The 21269-nt window shown below is 68.6% G+C and carries 20 protein-coding genes; 8 read left to right on the top strand and 12 right to left on the bottom strand.

Annotated features, from left to right (window positions below):
- Positions 1-40 precede the first annotated feature (40 nt).
- The 6 genes from efp to WFQ05_RS03590 all read left to right on the top strand — a co-directional run bounded on the left by efp (position 41) and on the right by WFQ05_RS03590 (position 4899).
- Positions 41-607 (top strand): elongation factor P, encoded by a 567-nt coding sequence (gene efp, locus WFQ05_RS03615; RefSeq protein ID WP_130518105.1) that lies wholly within the window; start codon positions 41-43, stop codon positions 605-607.
- Positions 608-635: 28 nt separating this feature from the next.
- Positions 636-1301, top strand: a complete 666-nt coding sequence (locus WFQ05_RS03610; RefSeq protein WP_130518107.1) for a TMEM175 family protein — start codon at positions 636-638, stop codon at positions 1299-1301.
- 24 nt (positions 1302-1325) lie between these two features.
- Complete coding sequence (locus WFQ05_RS03605) at positions 1326-2666, top strand: TRZ/ATZ family hydrolase (protein ID WP_337052670.1); 1341 nt, start codon at positions 1326-1328, stop codon at positions 2664-2666.
- A gap of 90 nt (positions 2667-2756) precedes the next feature.
- On the top strand, positions 2757-3467 hold the full coding sequence (ubiG, locus tag WFQ05_RS03600; protein WP_337052669.1) for a bifunctional 2-polyprenyl-6-hydroxyphenol methylase/3-demethylubiquinol 3-O-methyltransferase UbiG: 711 nt from the start codon (positions 2757-2759) through the stop codon (positions 3465-3467).
- Positions 3464-4222 carry a phosphoglycolate phosphatase gene (locus WFQ05_RS03595; protein ID WP_337052666.1) on the top strand — a complete coding sequence of 253 codons (759 nt, stop codon included), beginning with the start codon at positions 3464-3466 and terminating at the stop codon, positions 4220-4222. Before ubiG ends, WFQ05_RS03595 begins: the two co-directional genes overlap by 4 nt.
- The gene (locus tag WFQ05_RS03590; protein WP_337052665.1) at positions 4222-4899 is read left to right on the top strand and encodes a phytoene/squalene synthase family protein; all 678 of its coding nucleotides are present in this window, start codon (positions 4222-4224) and stop codon (positions 4897-4899) included. Before WFQ05_RS03595 ends, WFQ05_RS03590 begins: the two co-directional genes overlap by 1 nt.
- Positions 4900-5255: 356 nt before the next feature.
- On the opposite strand, the gene eutC is transcribed toward WFQ05_RS03590, so the two are convergent.
- The 6 genes from eutC to yidD form a co-directional block, all read right to left on the bottom strand.
- Positions 5256-6086, bottom strand: coding sequence for an ethanolamine ammonia-lyase subunit EutC (gene eutC, locus WFQ05_RS03585; protein WP_337052664.1), 831 nt, complete (start codon positions 6084-6086; stop codon positions 5256-5258).
- The gene (locus tag WFQ05_RS03580) at positions 6083-7474 is read right to left on the bottom strand and encodes an ethanolamine ammonia-lyase subunit EutB (protein WP_337052663.1); all 1392 of its coding nucleotides are present in this window, start codon (positions 7472-7474) and stop codon (positions 6083-6085) included. The genes eutC and WFQ05_RS03580 overlap by 4 nt, the downstream gene beginning before the upstream one ends.
- 25 nt (positions 7475-7499) lie before the next feature.
- Positions 7500-8864 carry an ethanolamine permease gene (gene eat / locus WFQ05_RS03575; protein ID WP_337052662.1) on the bottom strand — a complete coding sequence of 455 codons (1365 nt, stop codon included), beginning with the start codon at positions 8862-8864 and terminating at the stop codon, positions 7500-7502.
- A 314-nt stretch (positions 8865-9178) separates the two neighbouring features.
- Positions 9179-10006 carry a M23 family metallopeptidase gene (locus WFQ05_RS03570; protein WP_337052751.1) on the bottom strand — a complete coding sequence of 276 codons (828 nt, stop codon included), beginning with the start codon at positions 10004-10006 and terminating at the stop codon, positions 9179-9181.
- Positions 10007-10017: 11 nt separating this feature from the next.
- Positions 10018-11370, bottom strand: coding sequence for a dihydroorotase (locus WFQ05_RS03565; protein WP_337052661.1), 1353 nt, complete (start codon positions 11368-11370; stop codon positions 10018-10020).
- A complete protein-coding gene (gene yidD, locus WFQ05_RS03560) occupies positions 11355-11639 on the bottom strand; it encodes a membrane protein insertion efficiency factor YidD (protein WP_130518129.1) in 285 nt (94 codons plus the stop codon). Before yidD ends, WFQ05_RS03565 begins: the two co-directional genes overlap by 16 nt.
- Before the next feature lie 99 nt (positions 11640-11738).
- Between yidD and dksA the strand changes: the two genes are divergently transcribed.
- Positions 11739-12728, top strand: a complete 990-nt coding sequence (gene dksA, locus WFQ05_RS03555) for an RNA polymerase-binding protein DksA (RefSeq protein WP_130518131.1) — start codon at positions 11739-11741, stop codon at positions 12726-12728.
- A 280-nt stretch (positions 12729-13008) separates the two neighbouring features.
- On the opposite strand, the gene WFQ05_RS03550 is transcribed toward dksA, so the two are convergent.
- Positions 13009-13812, bottom strand: coding sequence for a LytTR family DNA-binding domain-containing protein (locus WFQ05_RS03550; protein ID WP_337052660.1), 804 nt, complete (start codon positions 13810-13812; stop codon positions 13009-13011).
- The gene (locus WFQ05_RS03545; protein ID WP_337052659.1) at positions 13809-15029 is read right to left on the bottom strand and encodes a histidine kinase; all 1221 of its coding nucleotides are present in this window, start codon (positions 15027-15029) and stop codon (positions 13809-13811) included. The genes WFQ05_RS03550 and WFQ05_RS03545 overlap by 4 nt, the downstream gene beginning before the upstream one ends.
- A gap of 268 nt (positions 15030-15297) precedes the next feature.
- Between WFQ05_RS03545 and WFQ05_RS03540 the strand changes: the two genes are divergently transcribed.
- Complete coding sequence (locus WFQ05_RS03540) at positions 15298-15708, top strand: hypothetical protein (RefSeq protein ID WP_337052657.1); 411 nt, start codon at positions 15298-15300, stop codon at positions 15706-15708.
- Between the two features lie 36 nt (positions 15709-15744).
- Here WFQ05_RS03540 and metH read toward each other — a convergent pair whose 3' ends face one another.
- From metH to WFQ05_RS03520, 4 genes are read right to left on the bottom strand one after another with little or no spacing between them, the layout of a single operon-like run.
- Complete coding sequence (metH, locus tag WFQ05_RS03535; protein ID WP_337052655.1) at positions 15745-18510, bottom strand: methionine synthase; 2766 nt, start codon at positions 18508-18510, stop codon at positions 15745-15747.
- The gene (locus WFQ05_RS03530; protein WP_337052654.1) at positions 18510-19112 is read right to left on the bottom strand and encodes a short chain dehydrogenase; all 603 of its coding nucleotides are present in this window, start codon (positions 19110-19112) and stop codon (positions 18510-18512) included. Before WFQ05_RS03530 ends, metH begins: the two co-directional genes overlap by 1 nt.
- A 7-nt stretch (positions 19113-19119) precedes the next feature.
- Positions 19120-20226: a homocysteine S-methyltransferase family protein gene (locus tag WFQ05_RS03525; RefSeq protein WP_337052652.1), complete on the bottom strand. Its 1107-nt coding sequence runs from the start codon at positions 20224-20226 to the stop codon at positions 19120-19122.
- Between the two features lie 10 nt (positions 20227-20236).
- Entirely contained in the window at positions 20237-21166 is a 930-nt protein-coding gene (locus tag WFQ05_RS03520; protein WP_130518140.1) for a metalloregulator ArsR/SmtB family transcription factor, read from the bottom strand.
- Between the last annotated feature and the right edge of the window lie 103 nt (positions 21167-21269).

The following is a 21269-nucleotide window of genomic DNA, read 5'->3' as shown; positions in this document are numbered from 1 at the left end:
CGCATGGCGGCGGGTCTGTCTTATCTCCAGGAGTTTGCCCATGGCCACCTACGGCATGAACGACGTCAAGAACGGGATGAAGATCCTGGTCAACAACGAACCCGCCATCATCACCGAGACCGACTACGTCAAGCCCGGCAAGGGCCAGGCGTTCACCCGCATGCGCTTCCGCCTGATCCGCTCGGGCCGCGTGCAGGAACTGACCCTCAAGAGCACCGACTCGATCGAGGCCGCCGACGTGGTCGATACCGACATGCAGTATCTGTACAACGATGGCGAGTACTGGCACTTCATGCAGCAGGAGACCTTCGAGCAGGTGCAGGCCGACGAGGCCGGCGTGGGCGATGCCAAGAAGTGGCTCAAGGGCGAGGAGGCCTGCGTGGTGACCCTGTTCAACGGCAACCCGATCCAGGTCACGCCGCCGAACTTCGTCGAGCTGAAGATCACCGAGACCGACCCGGGCGTGAAGGGCGACACCGCCGGCACCGGCGGCAAGCCGGCCACCCTGGAGACCGGGGCGGTGGTGCGCGTGCCGCTGTTCGTGGGCACCGACGAGATCATCAAGGTCGACACCCGCACCGGCGAGTACGTCAGCCGGGTGAAGTAACTCCCATCCAGCGCGCAGGGAGCGTCGCATGCAGGATCTTGGCTTGGTGCAGGAACAGCAGGGCGATGCCCCGGCGCGCGCGGATGTGTTTCCGCACGACCGGGTGGTGTTCTTCAGCGATGCGGTCTTCGCCATCGCCATCACCCTGCTGGCCATCGAGCTCAAGCTGCCCGACGCGGAAATGGTCGAGCGCCTGGGCGAGGGCGCGGCGAACGGCCATACGCTGGCGCTGTTCATCGCCTACTTCGTCAGCTTCCTGGTCACGGCCACCTTCTGGATGAGCCATATGCAGACCTGGCGCCACGTGCGCCATGTCAGCGGCCGGCTGGTGTGGGGCACGATCTGGCAGCTGATGTTCGTGGCGCTGATGCCGTTCGCCACGCGCGAGTACTCCGAGTCGGTCAGCAGCGCCTCGCCCGGGCGTTTCGCCTTCTACGCGGTGGTCTTGGCGACGATCTCCTTCTTCGGCTTTCTCACCCGGGTGTGGGTGGCGCGGCAGGAGTCGCTGGCCGAGCGCCTGGGCGCGGCCCAGGCGCGTTGGTTCGTGGTGCGCAGCACGGTGTCGATCGCGGTGTTCCTGCTGGCGATCCCGCTGGCCTACCTGTGGCCCAACCCGTACTCGGCGTTCTTCTTCATGCTGATCTGGCCCGCTTCGTTCCTGACCCGGCGCCTGATGCTGGGCAAGGCCGGCTGATCCTCTTTGGTAACCAAGGCACCCGTGAATCCGTCCGACGTTGAATCCTGCGACCTGTTGATCGAAGCCGGCTATGTGGTGCCGGTCGAACCGCACGCGGTGGTGCTCGAGCAGCACGCCGTGGCCATCACCGACGGGGCGATCGTGGCCATCGCGCCGATCGCGCAGGCCCGTACGCGCTTTGCCGCCAAACAGGTGGTGCAGCGGCTCGAGGCTGCGCTGATCCCGGGCCTCGTGAACGCCCACACGCACAACCCGATGACCCTGCTGCGCGGCATCGCTGACGACCTGCCGCTCAAGGTCTGGCTGCAGCAGCACATCTGGCCGGTGGAAGGCGCGGTGATGGGCCCGGAGTTCATCGCCGACGGCATCACCCTGGCGATCGCCGAGATGCTGCGCGGCGGCACCACCTGCGTCAACGAGAACTACTTCTTCCCCGACGTGCAGGCGGCCACCTACAAGCACCATGGCTTCCGCGCGCGCATCGGCCTGCCGGTGATCGACTTCCCCACCGCCTGGGCCAGCAGCGACGACGAGTATTTCGACCGTGCCGGGCAGGTCCACGACCAGTGGCGCGACGATCCGCTGATCGCCACCGCGTTCGCGCCGCATGCGCCGTATACGGTCAACGACGCCAACTTCGAGCGGGTGCGCATGCTGTCCGATCAGCTCGACGTGCCGGTGCACCTGCATCTGCACGAGACGGCGCAGGAGGTGGAGCAGTCGCTCAAGGACTACGGCCAGCGCCCGATCGCGCGCCTGGACCGCATGGGCCTGATCAACGACCGCCTGATCGCCGTGCACATGACCCAGCTGACGACAAGCGAGATCCACCTGTGCGCCGAACGCGGCGTGTCGGTGGTGCACTGCCCGGAATCCAACCTCAAGCTCGCCTCCGGCTTCTGCCCGGCCTGCGCGCTGGCCCGCGCCGGGGTGAACCTGGCCATCGGCACCGACGGCTGCGCCTCCAACAACGACCTGGACATGTTCGGCGAGACCCGCACCGCGGCGATCCTGTCCAAGGCCGTGGCCCAGGACGCGGTGGCGCTGGACGCCTTCGCCGCCCTGCGCGCGGCCACGCTGGGTGGGGCCAGGGCGATCGGCTTCGACCATCTGGTCGGCACGCTGGAGGTGGGCAAGCAGGCCGACATCGCCTGCGTGGACCTGTCCGCGCTGGAGACCCAGCCGCTGCACCACGTCGTCTCCCAACTGGTCTACGCCACCGGCCGCCACCAGGTCACCGATGTGTGGATCGCCGGGCGCGAACGCCTGGTCGACCGCCAGCCGGTCGGGATCGACATGGCCGGCGTGGTCGCCAACGCGCGCCAGTGGCGCCAGCGCATCGCCGGCCTGCATCCGGCCTGACCCCTCACGCTCCCTGATGCGGCCCTTGCGCATGCTGGCCGCTGTTTCCCGCGGCCCCACGGCCGCGAGGCCTTCGAAAAGGAACGCGCCATGACCCCCGCATCCAACGCCAATTTCCACCAGGCCGAGCTGGACAAGTTCGGCGCCCTGGCCACCCGCTGGTGGGACCCGGACGGCCCGCAGAAGGCGCTGCACTCGCTCAACCCGGTGCGCCTGCAGTACGTCGCCAGCCGCCTGCCGCTGGCCGGCAAGCGCGTGTTGGACGTGGGCTGCGGCGGTGGCCTGCTGAGCGAGGCGCTGGCCGCGGCCGGCGCCCAGGTGGTCGCCATCGACCTGGCGCCGGAGCTGCTGAAAGTCGCGCGCCTGCACAAGCTCGAATCCGGCGTGGAGGTGGACTACCGGCAGATCGCCGTCGAGGCGCTGGCCGAGGAGGAGCCGGAAAGCTTCGATGCCATCACCTGCATGGAGATGCTCGAGCACGTGCCCGACCCGGGCGCGGTGATCGACGCCTGCGCGCGCCTGCTCAAGCCCGGCGGCCAGCTGTTCATGTCCACGCTCAACCGCACCCCGGCCGCGTTCGCGCTGGCGGTGGTCGGGGCCGAGTACATCGCCAAGCTGCTGCCCAAGGGCACGCACCGCTATGCCGATTTCATCAAGCCGGCCGAACTGGCCGCCTGGGCGCGCGCCAGCGGCCTGCAGATGCGCGATGTCAGCGGCCTGGTCTACGAGCCCTGGCGCAGCGCAGCCCGCCTGAGCCGGCGCACCGAAGTGAACTACCTGGCGTGCGCGGCCAAGGCATGAGCGTAGCGGGCGAGGGAGTTGGCGGCGCAGGCCAGGACGAGCGCGAAGGCGCTTCCCGCCCGTCGCAGGGGGGCGCCGGCCCCCGCTTTCCGCCTGTGGCGCTGTTCGACCTCGATGGCACGCTGCTGGACAGCGCGCCAGACATGCTGGCCACGGTCAACCGGATGCTGGCCGCGCGCGGCCGGGCGCCGATGGTGCTGGCCGACATCCGGCCCCACGTGTCCAAAGGCTCGAGGGCGATGTGCGGGGCGGCGTTTCCCGAACTGTCGCCGCAGGCGCGCGAGGCGCTGGTGCCGGAGTTCCTGCAGGTCTACGCCGGGGAGCTGGGCCGGCATGGCGCCCCGTTCGACGACATCGAGGCGATGCTTGCCGCGCTGGAGGCCCACGGCAGCCGCTGGGGCATCGTCACCAACAAGCCCGAGGGCCTGGCCCGCGACCTGATGCCGCTGCTGGGCTGGCAGTCGCGCTGCGCGGTGCTGATCGGCGGCGACACGCTGGCCGAGCGCAAGCCGCATCCGCTGCCGTTGCAGGAGGCCGCGCGCCTGCTCGGCGCGCGCATCGACGACTGCGTCTATGTGGGCGACGACGCGCGCGATATCCAGGCCGCGCGCGCCGCCGGCATGCCCGCGATCGCCGCGCTGTGGGGTTATCGCCTGGACGACGACGATCCGGTCAGCTGGCAGGCCGAGGTGATGCTCGATACGCCGGCGCAGCTGCTGGACCCTGCGCATTGGCCGCAGGTCGGCGGGCGCTGATGTCCACCGCGCTGGACAGCTTCCTGGACAAGTGGCGCGCCCGCTGGCCCGAGTGGCCGCTGGTGCAGGCCTTCGTGCCCGCCGCGCAGCGACCGCTGGCCGAGGCCTGGTTCGCGTTGCTGCAGGAGCTGTTCGATGCGATGAACATCGCCGGCGATCCGCTGCCTGCCGATGCCAAGCTGGCCTGGTGGGGCGAGGAACTGCGCGACTGGTCGCGCAGGCGTTCGCGCCATCCACTCGGCCGCGTGCTGGAGCCGGTGCCGGCGCCGTGGGAGGTGCTGGCCGATGCGCTGCCGGGGCTGACCCTGATGCGCTCGTTGCCCGAATCGCCCGATGCTGCGCTGCCGCTGGTGATGCCGCTGGCCAATGCGATCCAGCAGGTTGAGGCGGCGCTGTTCCCCGGCGCGCGCAGCGTCAACGCACTGGAGCCGATGGCCGCGCAGTTGCTGTTCCTGCGCTGGATGGAAGTCCCACCGCACGCCGATACCTTCGCCTGGCGCGATGCATTGCTGGCGCGTTGGCCCGCGCGTGTGGGCGGACCGCGCCCCCGGCGCCTGATCGCCGCGCTGCTGCGCCTGCGCCTGGCCAACCTGCATGCCGATGCGCAGGGCAGCACGCCGGCGAGGCCCGCCAGGCTGGTGTGGACCGCGTGGCGCGCGGCGCGTGGTGGTCACTAAAGTCGCGATTGCGGTACTCGCTGCCGCGCGACGCTCGGTACATCAGGGCAATCAAGAAAATTCGACTGTTGTTTCCGCGAATATGGGAACCCAGTGTCTTGGCTTCGGCTTGCGAAAGTCCCTGGATTCCCGCGTTCGCGGGAATGACGTGTCTGGGGTCTCGCTGTGTAGATCCTCTATCGTTCGGTGGACGAGGGGACGGTCTGCGTTCAAGCGACACACTCTTTAAAAGCCAGTGTCGCGAGCGATCAGAGTCCGTCATTCCCGCGAACGCGGGAATCCATGGACGTTGCACCCCGGTCGTCAGGAGCCCAGGCTTCCCCGCGACGTCTGCGGGCCGAGGCGCCACGGTCACCTCAATCCGTCCCCGGCAACAGGAAGTTGCCCGGTCGCGGCCCATCGCCCTCCAGCAGCACCGGGGCCTGGGCCTCGTCCTTGAGCTGCACGCCGGAGAGCTGGCGGCGCATCGCTTCGCCCATCAGATAGGCGAGCTTGTGCATGGCCGTGTCGTAGGACAGGCCGGCGGCGCGGATGTTGGAGATGCAGTTGCGCGCCGCATCGGTCAGGCCCACGCGCGGGGCGAAGGTCAGGTAGGCGCCCAGGCTGTCGGGCGAGCTCAGGCCCGGGCGCTCGCCGATCAGCGTCACGCACAAGCGCGCGCAGAGCCATTCGGCGATCTCATCGCCCACCGCCACGCGGCCCTGTTCGACCACGCAGATCGGAGCCAGCGACCAGGCCTGCGTGCGCGCGTGGTCGCGCAGGCGCTGCAGCATGGGCGCGGCATGGGTGTGCACGGCCAGGGCGGACAGGCCGTCGGCGACGACGATGCAGACATCGCAGCTGCGCGCCTTCAGCGCCGCGTGGGCGCGCAGTGCCTCGGCGGAGGCGTCGTCGAGGCGACGGCCCAGGTCCGGGCGCTGCAGATAGGTCTCGCGGTCCGCGGCGGCGCTGTGCAGCGGTAGCACGTCCAGCGCCAGCGCGCCGGCGGCTTGCGCGAGCGCCGCGCGGTCCAGCGGCAGATGCACCGCATCGCGCGCCTGCGCATGGGCGAACTGGAACTCCAGCTGCGCGCGCGTCGGCAGGCTGGTGCCGGCGCGGCCCAGGGCGATGCGCGCCGGCGTGAGGCGGCGCAGCGCGGCCCAGGCATCGGGAGCGGTCGGCGAGGGTGGATCGTCCTGCGCGCTCACAGCTGCCCCAGCGCCTTGCGGAACGGTGCCGGCACATCGCGCCCGAGTTCGAAACGCCCCTCGCGCAGGCGCAGGATCTGCATCTTCTCCAGCCAGGCCTCGAACTCCGGCGCGGCGCGCAGGCCGAGCACCTGGCGCGCGTAGAGCGCATCGTGGAACGAGGTGGTCTGGTAGTTGAGCATCACATCGTCGCTGCCGGGGATGCCCATGATGAAGTTGATCCCGGCCGCGCCCAGCAGGGTCAGCAGCACGTCCATGTCGTCCTGGTCGGCCTGCGCATGGTTGGTGTAGCAGATGTCGCAGCCCATCGGCACGCCGAGCAGCTTGCCGCAGAAGTGATCCTCCAGTCCGGCACGGATGATCTGCTTGCCATCGAACAGGTACTCCGGCCCGATGAAGCCCACCACGGTGTTGACCAGCAGCGGCTTGAACTGACGCGCCACCGCGTACGCCCGCGCTTCGCAGGTCTGCTGGTCCACGCCGTGCTGCGCCTCGGCCGACAGCGCGCTGCCTTGCCCGGTCTCGAAATACATCACGTTGGCGCCGACGCTGCCGCGGCCCAGCGCCAGGCCGGCCTCGTAGCCTTCCTGCAGCAGCGCCAGGTTGACGCCGAAGCTGGCGTTGGCGCCTTCGGTGCCGGCGATCGACTGGAATACCAGGTCCACCGGCGCGCCGCGCTCGATCGCCTCCAGCGTGGTGGTGAGATGGGCCAGCACGCAGGACTGGGTGGGGATCTCGTAGCCGCCGATCACGCCGTCGAGCATCTTCAGCAGCTCGACGATGTCGCCGGTGCTGTCGCTGGCCGGGTTGATGCCGATCACCGCATCGCCATTGCCGTACAGCAGGCCGTCCAGCACGCTGGCGGCGATGCCGGCCGCATCGTCGGTGGGATGGTTGGGCTGCAGGCGCGTCGACAGCCGCCCGCGCAGGCCCAGCGTGTTGCGGAAGGCGGTGGTCACGCGCACCTTGGCCGCCACCAACACCAGGTCCTGCACGCGCATCAGCTTGGACACCGCGGCGACCATCTCCGGCGTCAGCCCGGGCGCCAGCGCGGCCAGGCTGGCCTCGGTCGCGGCCTCGCCCAGCAGCCAGTCGCGGAAGTCGCCAACGGTCAGGTGCGCGACCGGCGCGAAGGCCGCCGTGTCGTGGCTGTCCATGATCAGCCGGGTGACCTCGTCGTCCTCGTAGGGGATCACCGCCTCGTCGAGGAAGTGCCGCAGCGGCAGTTCGGCCAAGGCCATCTGCGCGGCCACGCGCTCGCGGTCTGTCTGCGCCGCCACGCCGGCCAGGCGATCGCCCGAACGCGCCGGCGTCGCCCGCGCCAGCAGGGTCTTGAGATCGGCGAAGCGCCATTGCGCCCCGCCCACGCGATGGACGAATCCGCTCATGCGGGCAGCATGCCGATGGGCGGATTCAGGCCGCGTCGACCGCGCGGTCCGGCTGCGGGCCGCCGCCGCGCAGGCTCAGCCGGCACACGCCCATGCCCAGCGCCATCAGCAGCACGAACACGCCGGCGATCTGCGGGTTGAACCACACCATCGTCACCAGGCAGACCACCGCCAGCAGCAGCGCGATGCCCGGCACCAGTGGGTAGCCCGGCGCGATGAAGCTGCGCACCAGGCCGGGTTCGCTGCGGCGCAGCTTGAACAGGCTCAGCATGCTCATGATGTACATCACCACCGCGCCGAACACCGACATGGTGATCATCGCCGCGGTCAGGCTCATGCCCTGCAGGCTGACCAGCCCGTCGCTGTAGATCGCCGCCACGCCGATCAGGCCGCCGGCGAGGATTGCCCGGTGCGGCGTGCGGAAGCGCGACAGCTTCGCCAGCCCGTGCGGCAGGAAGCCGGCCCGCGCCAGCGCGAAGAACTGGCGCGAGTAGCCCAGGATGATGCCGTGGAAGCTGGCGACCAGGCCGAACAGGCCGATCCACACCAGCATGTGCAGCCAGGTCGAGCTGTTGCCGACCACCGCCTTCATCGCCTGCGGCAGCGGATCGTTGATGTTGCTCAAGGCGCGCCAGTCGCCCACGCCGCCGGCGAAGAGCATCACGCCGAACGCCAGCGCCACCAGGGTCAGGATGCCGGCGATGTAGGCGCGCGGGATGGTGCGCCTGGGGTCCTTGGCCTCTTCGGCGGCCATGGCCGCCCCTTCGATCGCCAGGAAGAACCAGATCGCGAACGGGATCGCCGCGAAGATCCCGGCCAGCGCCGCGGCGCTGAAGCGGTCCGAGCCCGCCCAGCCACCGGCGGCGAAGTTGGCCAACGAGAAGCCCGGCGCGACCACGCCCATGAACACCAGCAGCTCCAGGACCGCCAGCACGGTGACCACGACCTCGAAGGTGGCCGCGATGCTCACGCCCAGGATGTTCAAGCCCATGAACACCACATAGGCCCCGACCGCGGCCAGCTTGGGATCCAGCGCGGGGAACTGCACGTTGAGATAGGCACCGATGGCCATCGAGATCGAGGGCGGGGCGAACACGAATTCGATCAGCGTGGCGATGCCGGCGACCATGCCGCCGGTGGCACCGAACGCGCGCCAGCTGTAGGCGAACGGACCGCCCGCGTGCGGGATGGCGGTGGTCAGCTCGGTGAAGCTGAAGATGAAGCAGGTGTACATCGCGGCCACCAGCAGCGTGGTGACCAGGAAGCCCAGCGTGCCGGCCACGCCCCAGCCGTAGCTCCAGCCGAAGTACTCGCCGGAGATGACCAGCCCCACCGCGATGCCCCACAGGTGCAGCGTGCCCAGCGTGGGCTTGAGTTGCTCGTTGGACATCGCGCATCTCCAAGGAGGAAGGGCTGTGGCGCTGCGAACGATGCGCCGCGCCGCAAGCTTGGGCGAGGTCGCAGCACCGCAGGCCACGCATCGCGACCCGGATCCACGCCACAAGGCCGCAGACGCCGGGCGCTGACGATCCGGTTATACCGGCAATGCCCGGCCGATGGGCCGACAGCGAAGGGTAGGGGGTAGGCAGTGGGAGCCGCCATGGCGGCGAGTGGCTTTACCGGTAAGGCCCCATCGCCGCCATTGGCCGAAAAGGCCACAAGGGCGGCTCCCACGGATCAACTCGCTGACCCAACCCTCGGACGCTACTTCCCGCGCTCCAGCACCAGCAGCGGATCGATGCGCACATCGAACCAGTTCACCCCCCAATGCAGATGCGGCCCGGTCGCACGCCCGGTGGCGCCCACCGCGGCGATCACCTGGCCTTGCCGCACCACGTCGCCCACCTTCACGTCGATGCGCGAGAGGTGCAGGAAGTTGGAGCTCACGCCGAAGCCATGGTCCAGCACCAGCGTGCCGCCGGTGAGGTACAGGTCGGGCGCGGCGAAGGTCACCACGCCGCCGGCCGGCGCCTTGACCGGCGTGCCGGTCGGCACCGCGATATCCATGCCCGAATGCCCGGCGGGCGAGGGCTGGCCGTTGTAGACCCGGGCATTGCCGAAGCGCCCGCTGATCCGTCCCTGCACCGGCCAGATGAAGGGCGTGGCGAAGTCGGTGCGGTCATCGTCGCGCGTGCGCACCGCCGTCACCGCGGCCTGTTCGCGCTCGATGCGCGCGGCGATCTCCGGCGGCGGGTTGACGGACTTGGGCGGGACGCCGTTGACGCGCTCGGTCGGCCAGTCGCGCGGCGTCACCGCGATCTCGACGGTCTGCGCAGCCGCGCCCGGCGCGCCCACCTGCACGCGCAGCGGCCCGGTCTCGTTGCGGCCCACGCCGAACACCACCGTGCCATAGCCGCTCACCCGCAGCGTGCGTCCGCCATAGCGCACCACGCTGCCTGGCGCGACCTTGCCGAACACCAGCGCGCCCTGCGACACCGACGCGGGGAAGGTCGCCGCTTCAGCCTGCTGCGCCTGCGCCGCGGCCCCGCCCAGGACCGTGGCGCCGCCGGCCAGCGCCAGCAGCGCGGCCAGCCAAAGCCGCCTCAACGCTCGAACTCCAGGCGCATGCCGCGCGGCGTACCGACCAGCTGCTCGCCGTTCCACACCATGCGCCCGTTGACCCAGGTCGCGTCGATCTTGTGGTGGAAGGTGGTGCCCTCGAACGGCGACCACTCGCATTTGGACAGCACGTCCTCGCGCCTGACGGTGAAGTCCTCGTCCTCCACCAGCACTAGGTCGGCCCAGTAGCCCTCGCGCAGGAAGCCGCGCTCCTTGATGTCGAACAGCTGCGCCGGCGCATGGGCGAACTTCTGCACCACCTGGGCGATGCTGAGCTTCTTCTCGTGCACCAGCTCCAGCGCGGCCACCAGCGCGTACTGCACCAGCGGCAGGCCGCCGGGCGCCTTGGTGTAGTCGGTCTGGGACTTCTCGTCCAGGGTGTGCGGCGCATGGTCGGTGGCCAGCACGTCGATGACGTTCTCGGCCACGGCCTTGATCAGCGCGACGCGGTCGGCCGGGTCCTTGATCGCCGGATTGCACTTGATCAGGTTGCCCAGGCGCGCGTAGTCGGTGCGGTCGAAGCGCAGGAAGTGGATGCACGTCTCGGCGGTGATCTGCTTCAGGCGCTTGCCGGCCTTGTCCACCAGCGGCCCGGCGCTGAACAGCGCCAGCTCGTCGGCGGTGGACAGGTGCAGCACGTGCAGGCGCGTGCCGTGCCGCCTGGCCAGCGACAGCGCCAGGCGCGTGGAGGCGATGCACGCCTGGCGCGAGCGGATGTCGGGATGGAACTCCACCGGGATCTCATCGCCGTACTGCGCGCGGTAGCGCGCCAGGTTGGCGTTGATGGTCGGGGTGTCCTCGCAGTGGGTGATGATCGGCACCGGCGCGTCGCGGAAGATCGCGTCCAGCGTGTCCGGATCGTCCACCAGCATGTTGCCGGTGGAGGCGCCCATGAACACCTTCACCCCGGGCGTGGCGCGCGGATCGACGCGCTGGATCTGCGCCAGGTTGTCGTTGCTGGCGCCCATGTAGAAGCCGTGGTTGCCCCAGGCCCGCCCCTTGGCCAGCGCGTACTTGGCCTCCAGCGCCTCGGCGGTGAGGGTGGGCGGGTTGGTGTTGGGCATGTCCATGAAGCTGGTCAGCCCGCCGGCCACGGCCGCGGCCGACTCGGTGGCCAGATCGCCCTTGTGGGTCAGGCCCGGCTCGCGGAAGTGCACCTGGTCGTCGATCATGCCGGGCAGCAGCCAGCGGCCGCCGGCCTCGATCACCGTCTGGCCGGCGTTGATCGCGATCTGCGGCGCGATGCGCGTGATGCGGCCGTTCTCGATGCTGAGATCACCTGTGGTCTCGCGCCCCTCGTTGACCATACGGGCGTTGACGATCACGGTGGCGGGCATCGGCAGGATCCTGAATGCGGTGAAGAGGCGTGGGGCGCGGGCGGCACCGGGTCGTCGCCGCCCGGATGCAGCGGATGGCAGCGGCCGATCCGGCGCAGCGCCATCCAGCCGCCGCGCAGCGGGCCGAAGCGCTCGATCGCCTGCATGGCGTAGACCGAGCAGGTCGGCTCGAAACGGCAGCGTGGGCCCAGCAGCGGGCTGATGAAGCGCTTGTAGCCGCGCAACAGGGCGATGAGTCCGCGTTGAAGCATGGTCCGATGATAAGCCATGGTTTTGCGCGCCTGTGATTGGTGTGGTTGCCGCACCTGTCCGGGTAGGCTATAAAGGCCCGCTTTTCCCGGCCCGGGAATGATTCAAGGACGCTGTTCGTGGCAGCCAAGAAACCCGCAAAAAAGGCCGTCAAGGCCGCCAAGACCGCTGTCGTCGCCAAGAAGGCGGCCGTCGCCAAGTCGCCGGCCAAGGGCGTGGTGGCCAAGAAGGCCGCGCCTGCGCCCGCCAAGAAGACGGCAGGCAAGACCGCACCCGTGAAGAAGGCCACGAACCCCAGCACCGCCGCCAAGACCACGGCGGCGAAGAAGCCGGCGCCCGCGCCGGCCAAGAAGGCCACGGCAGGGAAGGCCGCGCCGAAGACCGCTCCGCAGCCGGCTGCCAAGCCCGCTCCGGCTAAATCCGCTCCCGCCAAGGCGACCAGCCCCAGCAAGGCCCCCGCAGTGAAGACCGCCGCGACATCGGCCCCTGTAGCGTCGGCTGCCAAGGCTGCCCCTGCAAAGAACACAGTGCCCGCTTCCAAGACCCCTTCGAAAACCGAAAAACCCGCCGCCCAGGCCAAGCCCGCCGTTGCCCGCGTGACCGGCAAGATCGCCGTCGCGGTCACCGGACGCACCCCGGAACCCGCCCCCAAGGGCAAGGTCCGCAAGGTCGAGTACACCGTCGACGAGGCCACCGGCCGCCCCGTGCTGCCGGCCGGCTACAAGCCCAAGGCCGACGAGGAATACATGGGCCCGCTGCAGCTTGAGTACTTCCGCCAGCGCCTGCTGCAGTGGCGCGCCGACCTGGTCGAGGAATCCAAGCAGACCATCGAGAACCTCAAGGACGAAGTGCGCGACGTCGGCGACGAGGCCGAGCGCGCCACCCGCGAGACCGAGAACTCCCTGGAACTGCGCACCCGCGACCGCTACCGCAAGTTGATCGGCAAGATCGACAGCACGCTCAAGCGCCTGGACGCAGGCGACTACGGCTACTGCGTCGACACCGGCGAGGAAATCGGCCTGGAGCGCCTGGAGGCGCGCCTGACCGCCGAGCGCACCCTGGATGCGCAGGAGCGCTGGGAGCACCTGCAGAAGCAGCAGGGCGACTGACGCCTGACCCGATTGTCATCAAAAAGCCCCGCTGACGCGGGGCTTTTTTTGGGCCCTTCCCAAACCAGGGGCCGCGGCGCATGGATGTCCATGGCTTCGGAGGAGCGGCGGCCCTTCTTTTCGGGGAAGACCTTTCTCGCTCGCTGAAGAGCAAAACGCGGTGTTCCGCGGGAGCAGGCATGGCGGCGATGGAGCTCTGCATAACGAGGGGGGGGGGCTTGGTCCACGAGAAGTGGCTGCTTGCCGTCTTCCTTCTTGCGGCCATGCGCCTGATGATCGGTCATCGCGGAATTTTCGGAGCCTGGGCGCCGGGACGCTGCGTGGTCACCAGGCGCATGAAGGTCTCATGCTGGTAACGGCTCATACGCAGTTGCTGGCCGTTGTCCATCGTGACCACATGGTGGCCGTTGAACCAGGGATCGATCGTCTTGATGCGCTGAATGTTGACGATCGCCGAGCGGTGGACACGCGCGAAGCGTTGCGGGTCAAGGCGCGCCTGCAGCGTCGTCATGGTCTCGCGCAGCTCGTGCACGCGGCCAGGCACGTGAATCTGCACATTGTTGCGGTTTGAGCGGATCCAGATGATGTCCTGGACATCGACGAAAACCACACGCTCGCCTTCGCGCACCGGGATGCGCACCAGGTAGTCCTCGCGCTGGCGCAGCATATCCAGCGCTTGCATGATCCGCGCGGCGGCCTCGCCGTCTGAGCCCTGCACCGCCGCCAGCCGTAACTTGACCCGGCGAAGCGCATCGGCGAAACGTTCGCGGCCGAATGGCTTGACCAGATAGTCGACGGCGTTGGCATCGAAGGCGCGCACCGCGAACTGTTCGTAGGCGGTCACGAAGACGGTCGCCGGCATGCGCGAAGCGCCGATCGTCGCCACCACGTCGAGACCGGTGATGCCGGGCATCTGGATGTCCAGGAACACCAGATCGGGCGAACTCTCGCGGATCCTTTCGACGGCGGATACGCCATCGCCGCACTCGCCGACCAGTTCGATCTCAGGGTCATCGCGCAACAGCCGAACGATCGCAAGCCGCGCGATTGGCTCGTCGTCGATGACCAGCGCGGTGATACTCATGCGCGCGGCACTTCGGGGTCGTCTTCTTCGTTGAACAGGCCGGCGTCGCGCCTGTTGGCGGCTACTCCTCGGCTGTCGCGTCCGAATGTTTCGGCCGTGGGCTCTTCGAATGCGCGGAACGGCAACTGGATGCGGCAGACGACGCCCTGCGGCCAGGTGATATCCAGGCGCACCCGCGCGGCATCGCCATACAGCTCCTTCAGCCGCAGGCGGGTGTTGGACAGGCCGATGCCGTGACTAGGGGCCTGTCTGGTATCGCAGGCGCGCGGGTCGGCGCGAGTGCTAGCACCTTGATTGTCGATGTCGCTGTTACGGTTGCGCACGTCCAGGTAAAGCATATCGCCTTCGCGGCGGCTCTCGATCTCGATGCTGTCCGCGCCCACGCGCTTGCCGATGCCGTGGTGGATCGCGTTCTCGACGATCGGCTGCAGGATCAGGCTCGGCACCGCGCAGTCGAGCGTGTCAGGAGCGATGTAGATCCGTGTAGTCAGGCGGTCCTTGAAGCGTGTGCGCTGGATGCCAAGATAAAGCTCCAACAACACCAGTTCCTGGCGCAGGCTGATTTCCTGGCCATCGTAGTCCTCCAGGAACGCACGCAGCAGTTCGCTTAGGCGCAGCAGCATGTCCTCGGCCGAGGCGCTGTCCTCTTCGAGCAGGGTGATGATGGCGTGCAGCGTGTTGAACAAGAAATGCGGCTGCAGCTGCGACCTGAGTACGAGCAGCCGCGATTGTGCCAGGTCGGTCGCCAGCTGGCTGGCCTCCAGCTCACGTCGCGCTTTCTCGGCGTGGAAGTGGACGGCCTGCTGGATGGCGAACAACATCCAATAGGTCAACAGGCCTATCGCGTAGTGTTGCTGCAGGAAGTACCTCAGCTGTTCGTCGAAGCCGCTGGGTTCGAACAGCGTGGACACCATCGCGCCGATCATCATCGCTATGAACGTCACGCACAGGCTGATCAGAAGCTGCCTGCCCAACCCGTGGAAGATCAGCGTATCGCGTACCGGGTAGCGCTCGGCCAGCCGGAACACCGTGGGTGCGAGGGCCGCCCAGGTGTACCACTGGATCAACGACCAACGGAGCATGTCCCAGAGCGGCCAGTTGGTGGCGGGCATTCCGTGGTTGAGCTTGTTCTGAAGAGCGAATAGCAGCGCGACCGCTGTCCACAACGCCATGTAGGCGAACAGGCCGATCTTGAGACTGCCCAGGCGGATCTTCATGCTGCTCCGGTGTCGACTTGGCTTGCGGATGGTGGCGTGCGGATCAGGGCGACGGCGTCTTGCCCTCCGGCGCTCGGTGAGGGCGGCCGCATCGTAGGCGCATTTGCATGCCGTCGGAAGCGATTCCGGCGGCCGGCTACGATTGGTGGGCGCACTACTACGATTGGTCCCGAATTGCTTCCCAGCGCCACGACGCCACGGCCTGATGGCGGTGCCGGAGCGTGCGTCACCCGCCTCCGGCTCCTTTTCCCGTGCCGGAGCCACCGCAATGTCCATCGTGCATCACCTCGCCCTGGTCGCGCTGCTTGCGACTGCGTCTCATGCTGCCAACGCTCACGCCGAGGGAAGCGACACACGCTATTTCAAGCTGATCAATACCAGCTACGACAGCGTGGTGTCGGTTTCGGTGGCACCCGCCGGCGATGGCACTTTTGTACCGGTCACGATCGCGCCACTGCCTGGAGGCTTCAACGTGGCGATCATCGAAGTCTCCGGCGCGCATTGCGTGCAAGACTTCCGCATTGGCTTTCGTGGCGGCCGCACATTGCTCTACAGCGATATCAACGTGTGCCGCAGCAGTGGGCTGTACCTGAGGGCGATCGATGGCAGGCGCACGGATGTCGATGCCAAGGCCCCGAATACCACGCACCTGCGCAGCCCTCTCATGCGCCGCTGGTAAGCGGCCCGGGTCTCGGGGCAGGCGCTGGAGGCGGCGCTATTCCGGGTCGTAGTCCAGGTTTGAAGCCAGCCAGCGTTCGGCCTGGGCCAGCTCCACGCCCTTGCGCCGGGCGTAGTCGGCGACCTGTTCCTTGGAGACGCGGCCGACGACGAAGTACTGCGCGCCGGGGTGGCTGAAGTAGTAGCCGCTCACCGCCGCGGTGGGCAGCATGGCGAAGCTCTCGGTCAGGGTCATCCCGGCGTTCCGGGGGGCGTCCAGCAGTTCGAACAGCAGGCCCTTCTCGCTGTGCTCCGGGCAGGCCGGATAGCCGGGGGCAGGGCGGATGCCGCGGTACTTCTCGGCGATCAGCGCGGCGTTGTCGAGCGCTTCGTCGGCCGCATAGCCCCAGAACTCGGTACGCACACGCTGGTGCAGGCGTTCGGCCAGGGCCTCGGCCAGGCGGTCGGCCAGGGCCTTGAGCAGGATCGCGTTGTAGTCATCGTGGGCGGCCTCGAAGCGTGCCACATGCGGCTCGATGCCGATGCCTGCGGTCACCGCGAACGCGCCGATCCAGTCCTGCTTGCCGCTGTCCTTGGGCGCGATGAAGTCGGCCAGGCAGAAGTCCGGACGATCGGCCGGCTTGTCGACCTGCTGGCGCAGGAAGCGCAGGAAGTGCCGGGATTGGGGATTCGGGATTGGGGATGGGGCTGGCTGCGTTGAATCTCCAATCTCCAATCCCGAATCCCGGTGGTCCCCCACGACCACCTCGACATCGTCGCCCACGCTGTTGGCCGGCCACAGGCCGAACACGGCCTTGGCGGTCAGCCATTTCTCCTCGACGATCTGCTTGAGCATCGCCTGCGCATCGCGGAACAGCTCGCTGGCCTGGGCGCCGACCACGGCGTCGGTCAGGATGGCCGGATACTTGCCGAACAGCTCCCAGGCGTTGAAGAACGGCGTCCAGTCGATGCAGTCCACCAGCTCGGCCAGCGGATAGTCGTCCAGCACGGTGATACCCAGGCGCCTGGGCGCCGGTGGCGTGTAGTGGTCCCAGCCGCCGTCGAACTTCTGCCCGCGCGCCTTGGCTAACGTGACCAGGCGCTTGGCGTCACCGCGATTCTTGTGGCGCTCGCGGATCTCGGCGTAGTCGGCGTCGTTGGCGGCGACGAAGGCGCTGCGCATGTCGCGCGAGATCAGCGACTGGGCCACGCCCACCGCGCGCGAGGCGTCCTTGACCCAGATCGTCGGCGCGCTGTAGTGCGGGTCGATCTTCAGCGCGGTGTGCGCGCGCGAGGTGGTGGCGCCGCCGATCATCAGCGGCATCTCGAAGCCCTGGCGCTGCATCTCGCGCGCCACGTGGGTCATCTCCTCCAGCGAGGGCGTGATCAAGCCGGACAGGCCGATGATGTCGGCATTCTCGGCACGGGCGCGGTCCAGGATGGTCTGGGTCGGCACCATCACGCCCAGGTCGACCACGTCGAAGTTGTTGCAGGCCAGGACCACACCGACGATGTTCTTGCCGATGTCGTGCACGTCGCCTTTGACCGTGGCCATGATGATCTTGCCGTTGGACTTGCCCACATCGCCGGTGCGCAGCTTCTCCTCTTCGATGAAGGGCAGCAGATAGGCCACCGCCTTCTTCATCACCCGCGCGGACTTCACCACCTGGGGCAGGAACATCTTGCCCGCGCCGAACAGGTCGCCGACCACGTTCATGCCGTCCATCAGCGGGCCTTCGATCACATCCAGCGGACGCGCGGCCTGGGCGCGCGCCTCCTCCGTGTCGGCCTCGACGTAGGCGTCGATGCCGTTGACCAGCGCGTGGGCGAGGCGGTCGCGCACCGACTTCTCGCGCCAGGCCAGGTCCTCGACCCGCTTCTCGCCCTTCTTGCCCTTGTAGCGTTCGGCAATCTCCAGCAGGCGCTCGGTGCCGTCCTTGCGGCGGTTGAGGATCACATCCTCCACACGCTCGCGCAGCTCCGGGTCCAGGTCGTCGTAGATCGGCAGCGCGCCGGCGTTGACGATGCCCATGTCCATGCCGGCCCTGATGGCGTGGTACAGGAACACCGAGTGGATCGCCGCGCGCACCGTCTCGTTGCCGCGAAAGGAGAAGGACACGTTGGACACGCCGCCGGACACGTGGCAGTGCGGCAAGGTGTCCTTGATGATGCGCGTGGCCTCGATGAAGTCCACCGCGTAGTTGTCGTGCTCCTCGATGCCGGTGGCCACTGCGAAGATGTTGGGATCGAAGATGATGTCCTCGGGCGGGAAGCCGACCCGCTCGGTGAGGATGCGGTAGGCGCGCGTGCAGATCTCGACCTTGCGCGCGCAGGTGTCGGCCTGGCCGGTCTCGTCGAAGGCCATCACCACCGCGGCGGCGCCGTAGCGCAGCACCTTGCGCGCGTGTTCGATGAAGGCGTCCTCGCCCTCCTTCAGCGAGATCGAGTTGACCACGCCCTTGCCCTGCAGGCACTGCAGGCCGGCCTCGATCACGCTCCACTTGGAGCTGTCCACCATCACCGGAATGCGGGCGATGTCCGGCTCGGAGGCGATCAGGTTGAGAAAGCGCACCATCGCCTTCTCCGAGTCGATCAGGCCCTCGTCCATGTTGACGTCGAGGATCTGCGCGCCGTTCTCCACCTGCTGGCGGGCGACCTCCACCGCCTCCTCGTAGCGCTCCTCCTTGATCATCTTGCGGAACTGCGCGCTGCCGGTGACGTTGGTGCGTTCGCCGACGTTGACGAACAGCAGCTGCGGGGTGATGACCAGCGGTTCCAGGCCGGACAGGCGGGTGTAGCGGGGCGAGGGTGCAGCAGTGGACATCACCAGACCTTGTAAATCTGTCCGGTCTGCACGCCCTCGATGCTGCGCTGGAAGGCCAGCGCCGCGCGGGCGGCGGGGACCGGCTCGAAACCGGGGAAGAAATCGGCGTAGGCGTCCCACGCCTCGGCCAGGACCGTGGGGCTGACCGCGTTGATGCGCAGGCCGCGCGGCAGTTCGCAGGCCGCCGCGCGCACGAAGCCCTCCACCGCCGCGTTCACCGCGGTGGCGTTGACGCCCTGGGCGATCGGCTGTTCGGCCAGGATGCCGGTGGTGAGCGTGATCGAGCCGCCGTCGTTGAGATGCCGCTGGCCCAGCAGCGCCAGGCGCACCTGACCGAGCAGCTTGTCCTGCAGGCCGCTGTCGAACTGGGCCGCGGTCATCTGCGCCAGCGGGCCGAAATGCACGTTGCCGGTGGTGGAGACAATGGCGTCGAGGCGGCCCACGCGTTCGAACAGTGCCAGCACGCTGGCCTCGTCGCGCAGGTCGACCGGGTGGCTGGCGTCGTGGCGCGAGGCGGCGATCACCTCGTAGCGCGGCGCGAGCACAGCCTGCACAGCACGACCGAGCGTGCCGCTGGCCCCGATGAGCAGGACCTTCTTCATGCCCATCTCAGGCCGCCTGCGCCAGGCGCTGCGGCAGCTGGCGCGGCGCGATGCCGGCCACGGCCTCGGCGATGGCGCGGATGTGGTCCGGCGAGGTGCCGCAGCAGCCGCCGACCAGGTTGAGCAGGCCGGCGGTGGCGAACTCGTGCAGCGTCTCGGCCATTTCCTCCGGCGTCTCGTCGTACTCGCCGAAGGCATTGGGCAGGCCGGCGTTGGGATGCGCGCTGACATAGCAGTCCGCCACGGTCGCCAGCGTCTCCACGTGCGGGCGCAGATCCTTGGCGCCCAGCGCGCAGTTCAGGCCAATCGACAGCGGGCGGGCGTGCATCAGCGAGGTGTAGAACGCCTCGGCCGTCTGCCCGGACAGCGTGCGCCCGGAGGCATCGGTGATGGTGCCGGAGATCATCACCGGCAGCCGCGCGCCACGCCCGTCGAAGGCTTCCTCGATGGCGAACAGCGCGGCCTTGGCGTTGAGCGTGTCGAAGATGGTCTCGACCATCAGCGTGTCGGCGCCGCCGTCGATCAGGCCTTCCACCGCCTCGCGATAGGTCTGGCGCAGGGCCTCGAAACTGGTGTTGCGAAACCCCGGGTCGTTGACGTCCGGGCTGATCGAAGCCGTGCGGCTGGTCGGCCCCAGCACGCCGATCACGAAACGCGGCTTGTCCGGCGTGGTGGCCTCGACGGCGTCGCAGCACTGGCGGGCGATGCGCGCGCCTTCCTTGTTCAACTCGTAGACCAGGTGTTCCAGGTGATAGTCGGCCTGGCTGACGGCGGTGGCGTTGAAGGTGTTGGTCTCCAGCAGGTCGGCGCCGGCCTCCAGGTAGGCCGTGTGCACGCCGGCGATGACCTGCGGATTGCTGAGCAGCAACAGGTCGTTGTTGCCCTTGAGGTCGTGGCCGTGGTCGCAACCCGGGCCGTGCACATGATCCTGCGCCTGAAGGCTGTCGAAGCCACCGGCGAAGCGCTCGCCGCGGTAGTCGGCCTCTTCCAGCCTGTGGCGCTGGATCATGGTGCCCATCGCGCCATCGATGATCAGGATGCGGCTGGCCAGCGCGTCCAGCAGCAGCTGGGTGCGGGCCGGGTTGAGCCAGGGCAGGGATTGGGTGGTACTCATGCGGCGCTCCTCACGGCTTGATGCCGGTCAGCGAGATGACTTCGAAATGCGGCGGGCGGCGTTCGCGCGTGACCACCTGCAGGCTGGCCACCTGCAGGCCGCTCTTCTCGGCGAACCGGCGCAGTTCGGCGTCGGTGAAGCCCAGATTGACGTGGCCGTAGGCGTTGACCACCGACTGGTGCTCGTGCCGGCCCAGGCTGGACAGCAGCAGCTTGCCGCCCGGGCGCAGCACGCGCGCGGCCTCGGCCACGGCCTTGGCCGGGCGCTGCGAATAGGTCAGCGCATGCATCAGCACCACCAGGTCGAAGGTGCCGGCCTCGAACGGCAGCGCATGCATGTCGCCTTCGCGCACCTCCACATTGGGGAAGCGGCGCAGGCGTTCGCCCGCGGCGGCGACCACGCGTGCACTGGTGTCCACGCAGACGTAGCGGTGCGAATGCGGCGAGAGCAGCTCGGCCAGCACGCCGTCGCCGGAGGCGATGTCGAGCACGTCGCCGGTGTGCAGCAGCGGCAGGGCGGTGCGCGCCAGCGCCTCCCAGGTGCGGCCCGGCGAATAATGGCGCTCCATGTCGCCGGCCACGCTGTCGGCCCAGTTCTGCGTGGCGGCGCGCGCGGCCAGCACCTCGGCCACGCGCTCGGCGTCCTGGCGCAGCAGCGGGTCGTCGCTGCCGGCGCGCAGGCTGCGCCACAGCTCGCGCTGGGCCGGATCCAGGTTGTCCTCGTCGAAGCGGTAATACGCCGACACGCCGGCGCGGCGGTCGCGCACCAGGCCCGAATCCTTGAGCTTGGCCAGATGCGTGGACACCCGCGGCTGGGCCAGCCGGGTGATGGCCGACAGCTCGGCCACGGTCAGCTCCTCGCCGGCCAGCAGGGCCAGCAGACGCACGCGGGTGGCGTCGGCGAAGACCTTCAGGCGCGCCGACCAGGCTTCCAGATCCATATTTATCTCTATATCAAGATATGGAGATATTTTGCCGGCGCTGCTGCGCCCGGTCAATTCCATACGCAACCGCATGGTGGTTCGCTACAATCGTTGCCATCAC

It is taken from the genome of Pseudoxanthomonas sp. USHLN014, from assembly GCF_037153335.1.
Classification (GTDB): domain Bacteria; phylum Pseudomonadota; class Gammaproteobacteria; order Xanthomonadales; family Xanthomonadaceae; genus Pseudoxanthomonas_A; species Pseudoxanthomonas_A winnipegensis.
Note: the sequence above shows the minus strand (reverse complement) of the source record. Positions and strands in the feature narration are given on the sequence as shown.

What these genes read in the sequence shown, in the direction of transcription:
- WFQ05_RS03520 (WP_130518140.1), bottom strand. Translation starts at nt 21,166, where the DNA reads ATGGATCTGGAAGCCTGGTCGGCGCGCCTGAAGGTCTTCGCCGACGCC.
- metH (WP_337052655.1), bottom strand. Translation starts at nt 18,510, where the DNA reads ATGTCCACTGCTGCACCCTCGCCCCGCTACACCCGCCTGTCCGGCCTG.
- WFQ05_RS03580 (WP_337052663.1), bottom strand. Translation starts at nt 7,474, where the DNA reads ATGAGCGGATTCGTCCATCGCGTGGGCGGGGCGCAATGGCGCTTCGCC.
- yidD (WP_130518129.1), bottom strand. Translation starts at nt 11,639, where the DNA reads ATGGCTTATCATCGGACCATGCTTCAACGCGGACTCATCGCCCTGTTG.
- WFQ05_RS03540 (WP_337052657.1), top strand. Translation starts at nt 15,298, where the DNA reads ATGTCCATCGTGCATCACCTCGCCCTGGTCGCGCTGCTTGCGACTGCG.
- WFQ05_RS03610 (WP_130518107.1), top strand. Translation starts at nt 636, where the DNA reads ATGCAGGATCTTGGCTTGGTGCAGGAACAGCAGGGCGATGCCCCGGCG.
- WFQ05_RS03550 (WP_337052660.1), bottom strand. Translation starts at nt 13,812, where the DNA reads ATGAGTATCACCGCGCTGGTCATCGACGACGAGCCAATCGCGCGGCTT.
- WFQ05_RS03525 (WP_337052652.1), bottom strand. Translation starts at nt 20,226, where the DNA reads ATGAGTACCACCCAATCCCTGCCCTGGCTCAACCCGGCCCGCACCCAG.
- eat (WP_337052662.1), bottom strand. Translation starts at nt 8,864, where the DNA reads ATGTCCAACGAGCAACTCAAGCCCACGCTGGGCACGCTGCACCTGTGG.
- WFQ05_RS03545 (WP_337052659.1), bottom strand. Translation starts at nt 15,029, where the DNA reads ATGAAGATCCGCCTGGGCAGTCTCAAGATCGGCCTGTTCGCCTACATG.
- WFQ05_RS03565 (WP_337052661.1), bottom strand. Translation starts at nt 11,370, where the DNA reads ATGCCCGCCACCGTGATCGTCAACGCCCGTATGGTCAACGAGGGGCGC.
- WFQ05_RS03595 (WP_337052666.1), top strand. Translation starts at nt 3,464, where the DNA reads ATGAGCGTAGCGGGCGAGGGAGTTGGCGGCGCAGGCCAGGACGAGCGC.
- WFQ05_RS03590 (WP_337052665.1), top strand. Translation starts at nt 4,222, where the DNA reads ATGTCCACCGCGCTGGACAGCTTCCTGGACAAGTGGCGCGCCCGCTGG.
- ubiG (WP_337052669.1), top strand. Translation starts at nt 2,757, where the DNA reads ATGACCCCCGCATCCAACGCCAATTTCCACCAGGCCGAGCTGGACAAG.
- efp (WP_130518105.1), top strand. Translation starts at nt 41, where the DNA reads ATGGCCACCTACGGCATGAACGACGTCAAGAACGGGATGAAGATCCTG.
- WFQ05_RS03530 (WP_337052654.1), bottom strand. Translation starts at nt 19,112, where the DNA reads ATGAAGAAGGTCCTGCTCATCGGGGCCAGCGGCACGCTCGGTCGTGCT.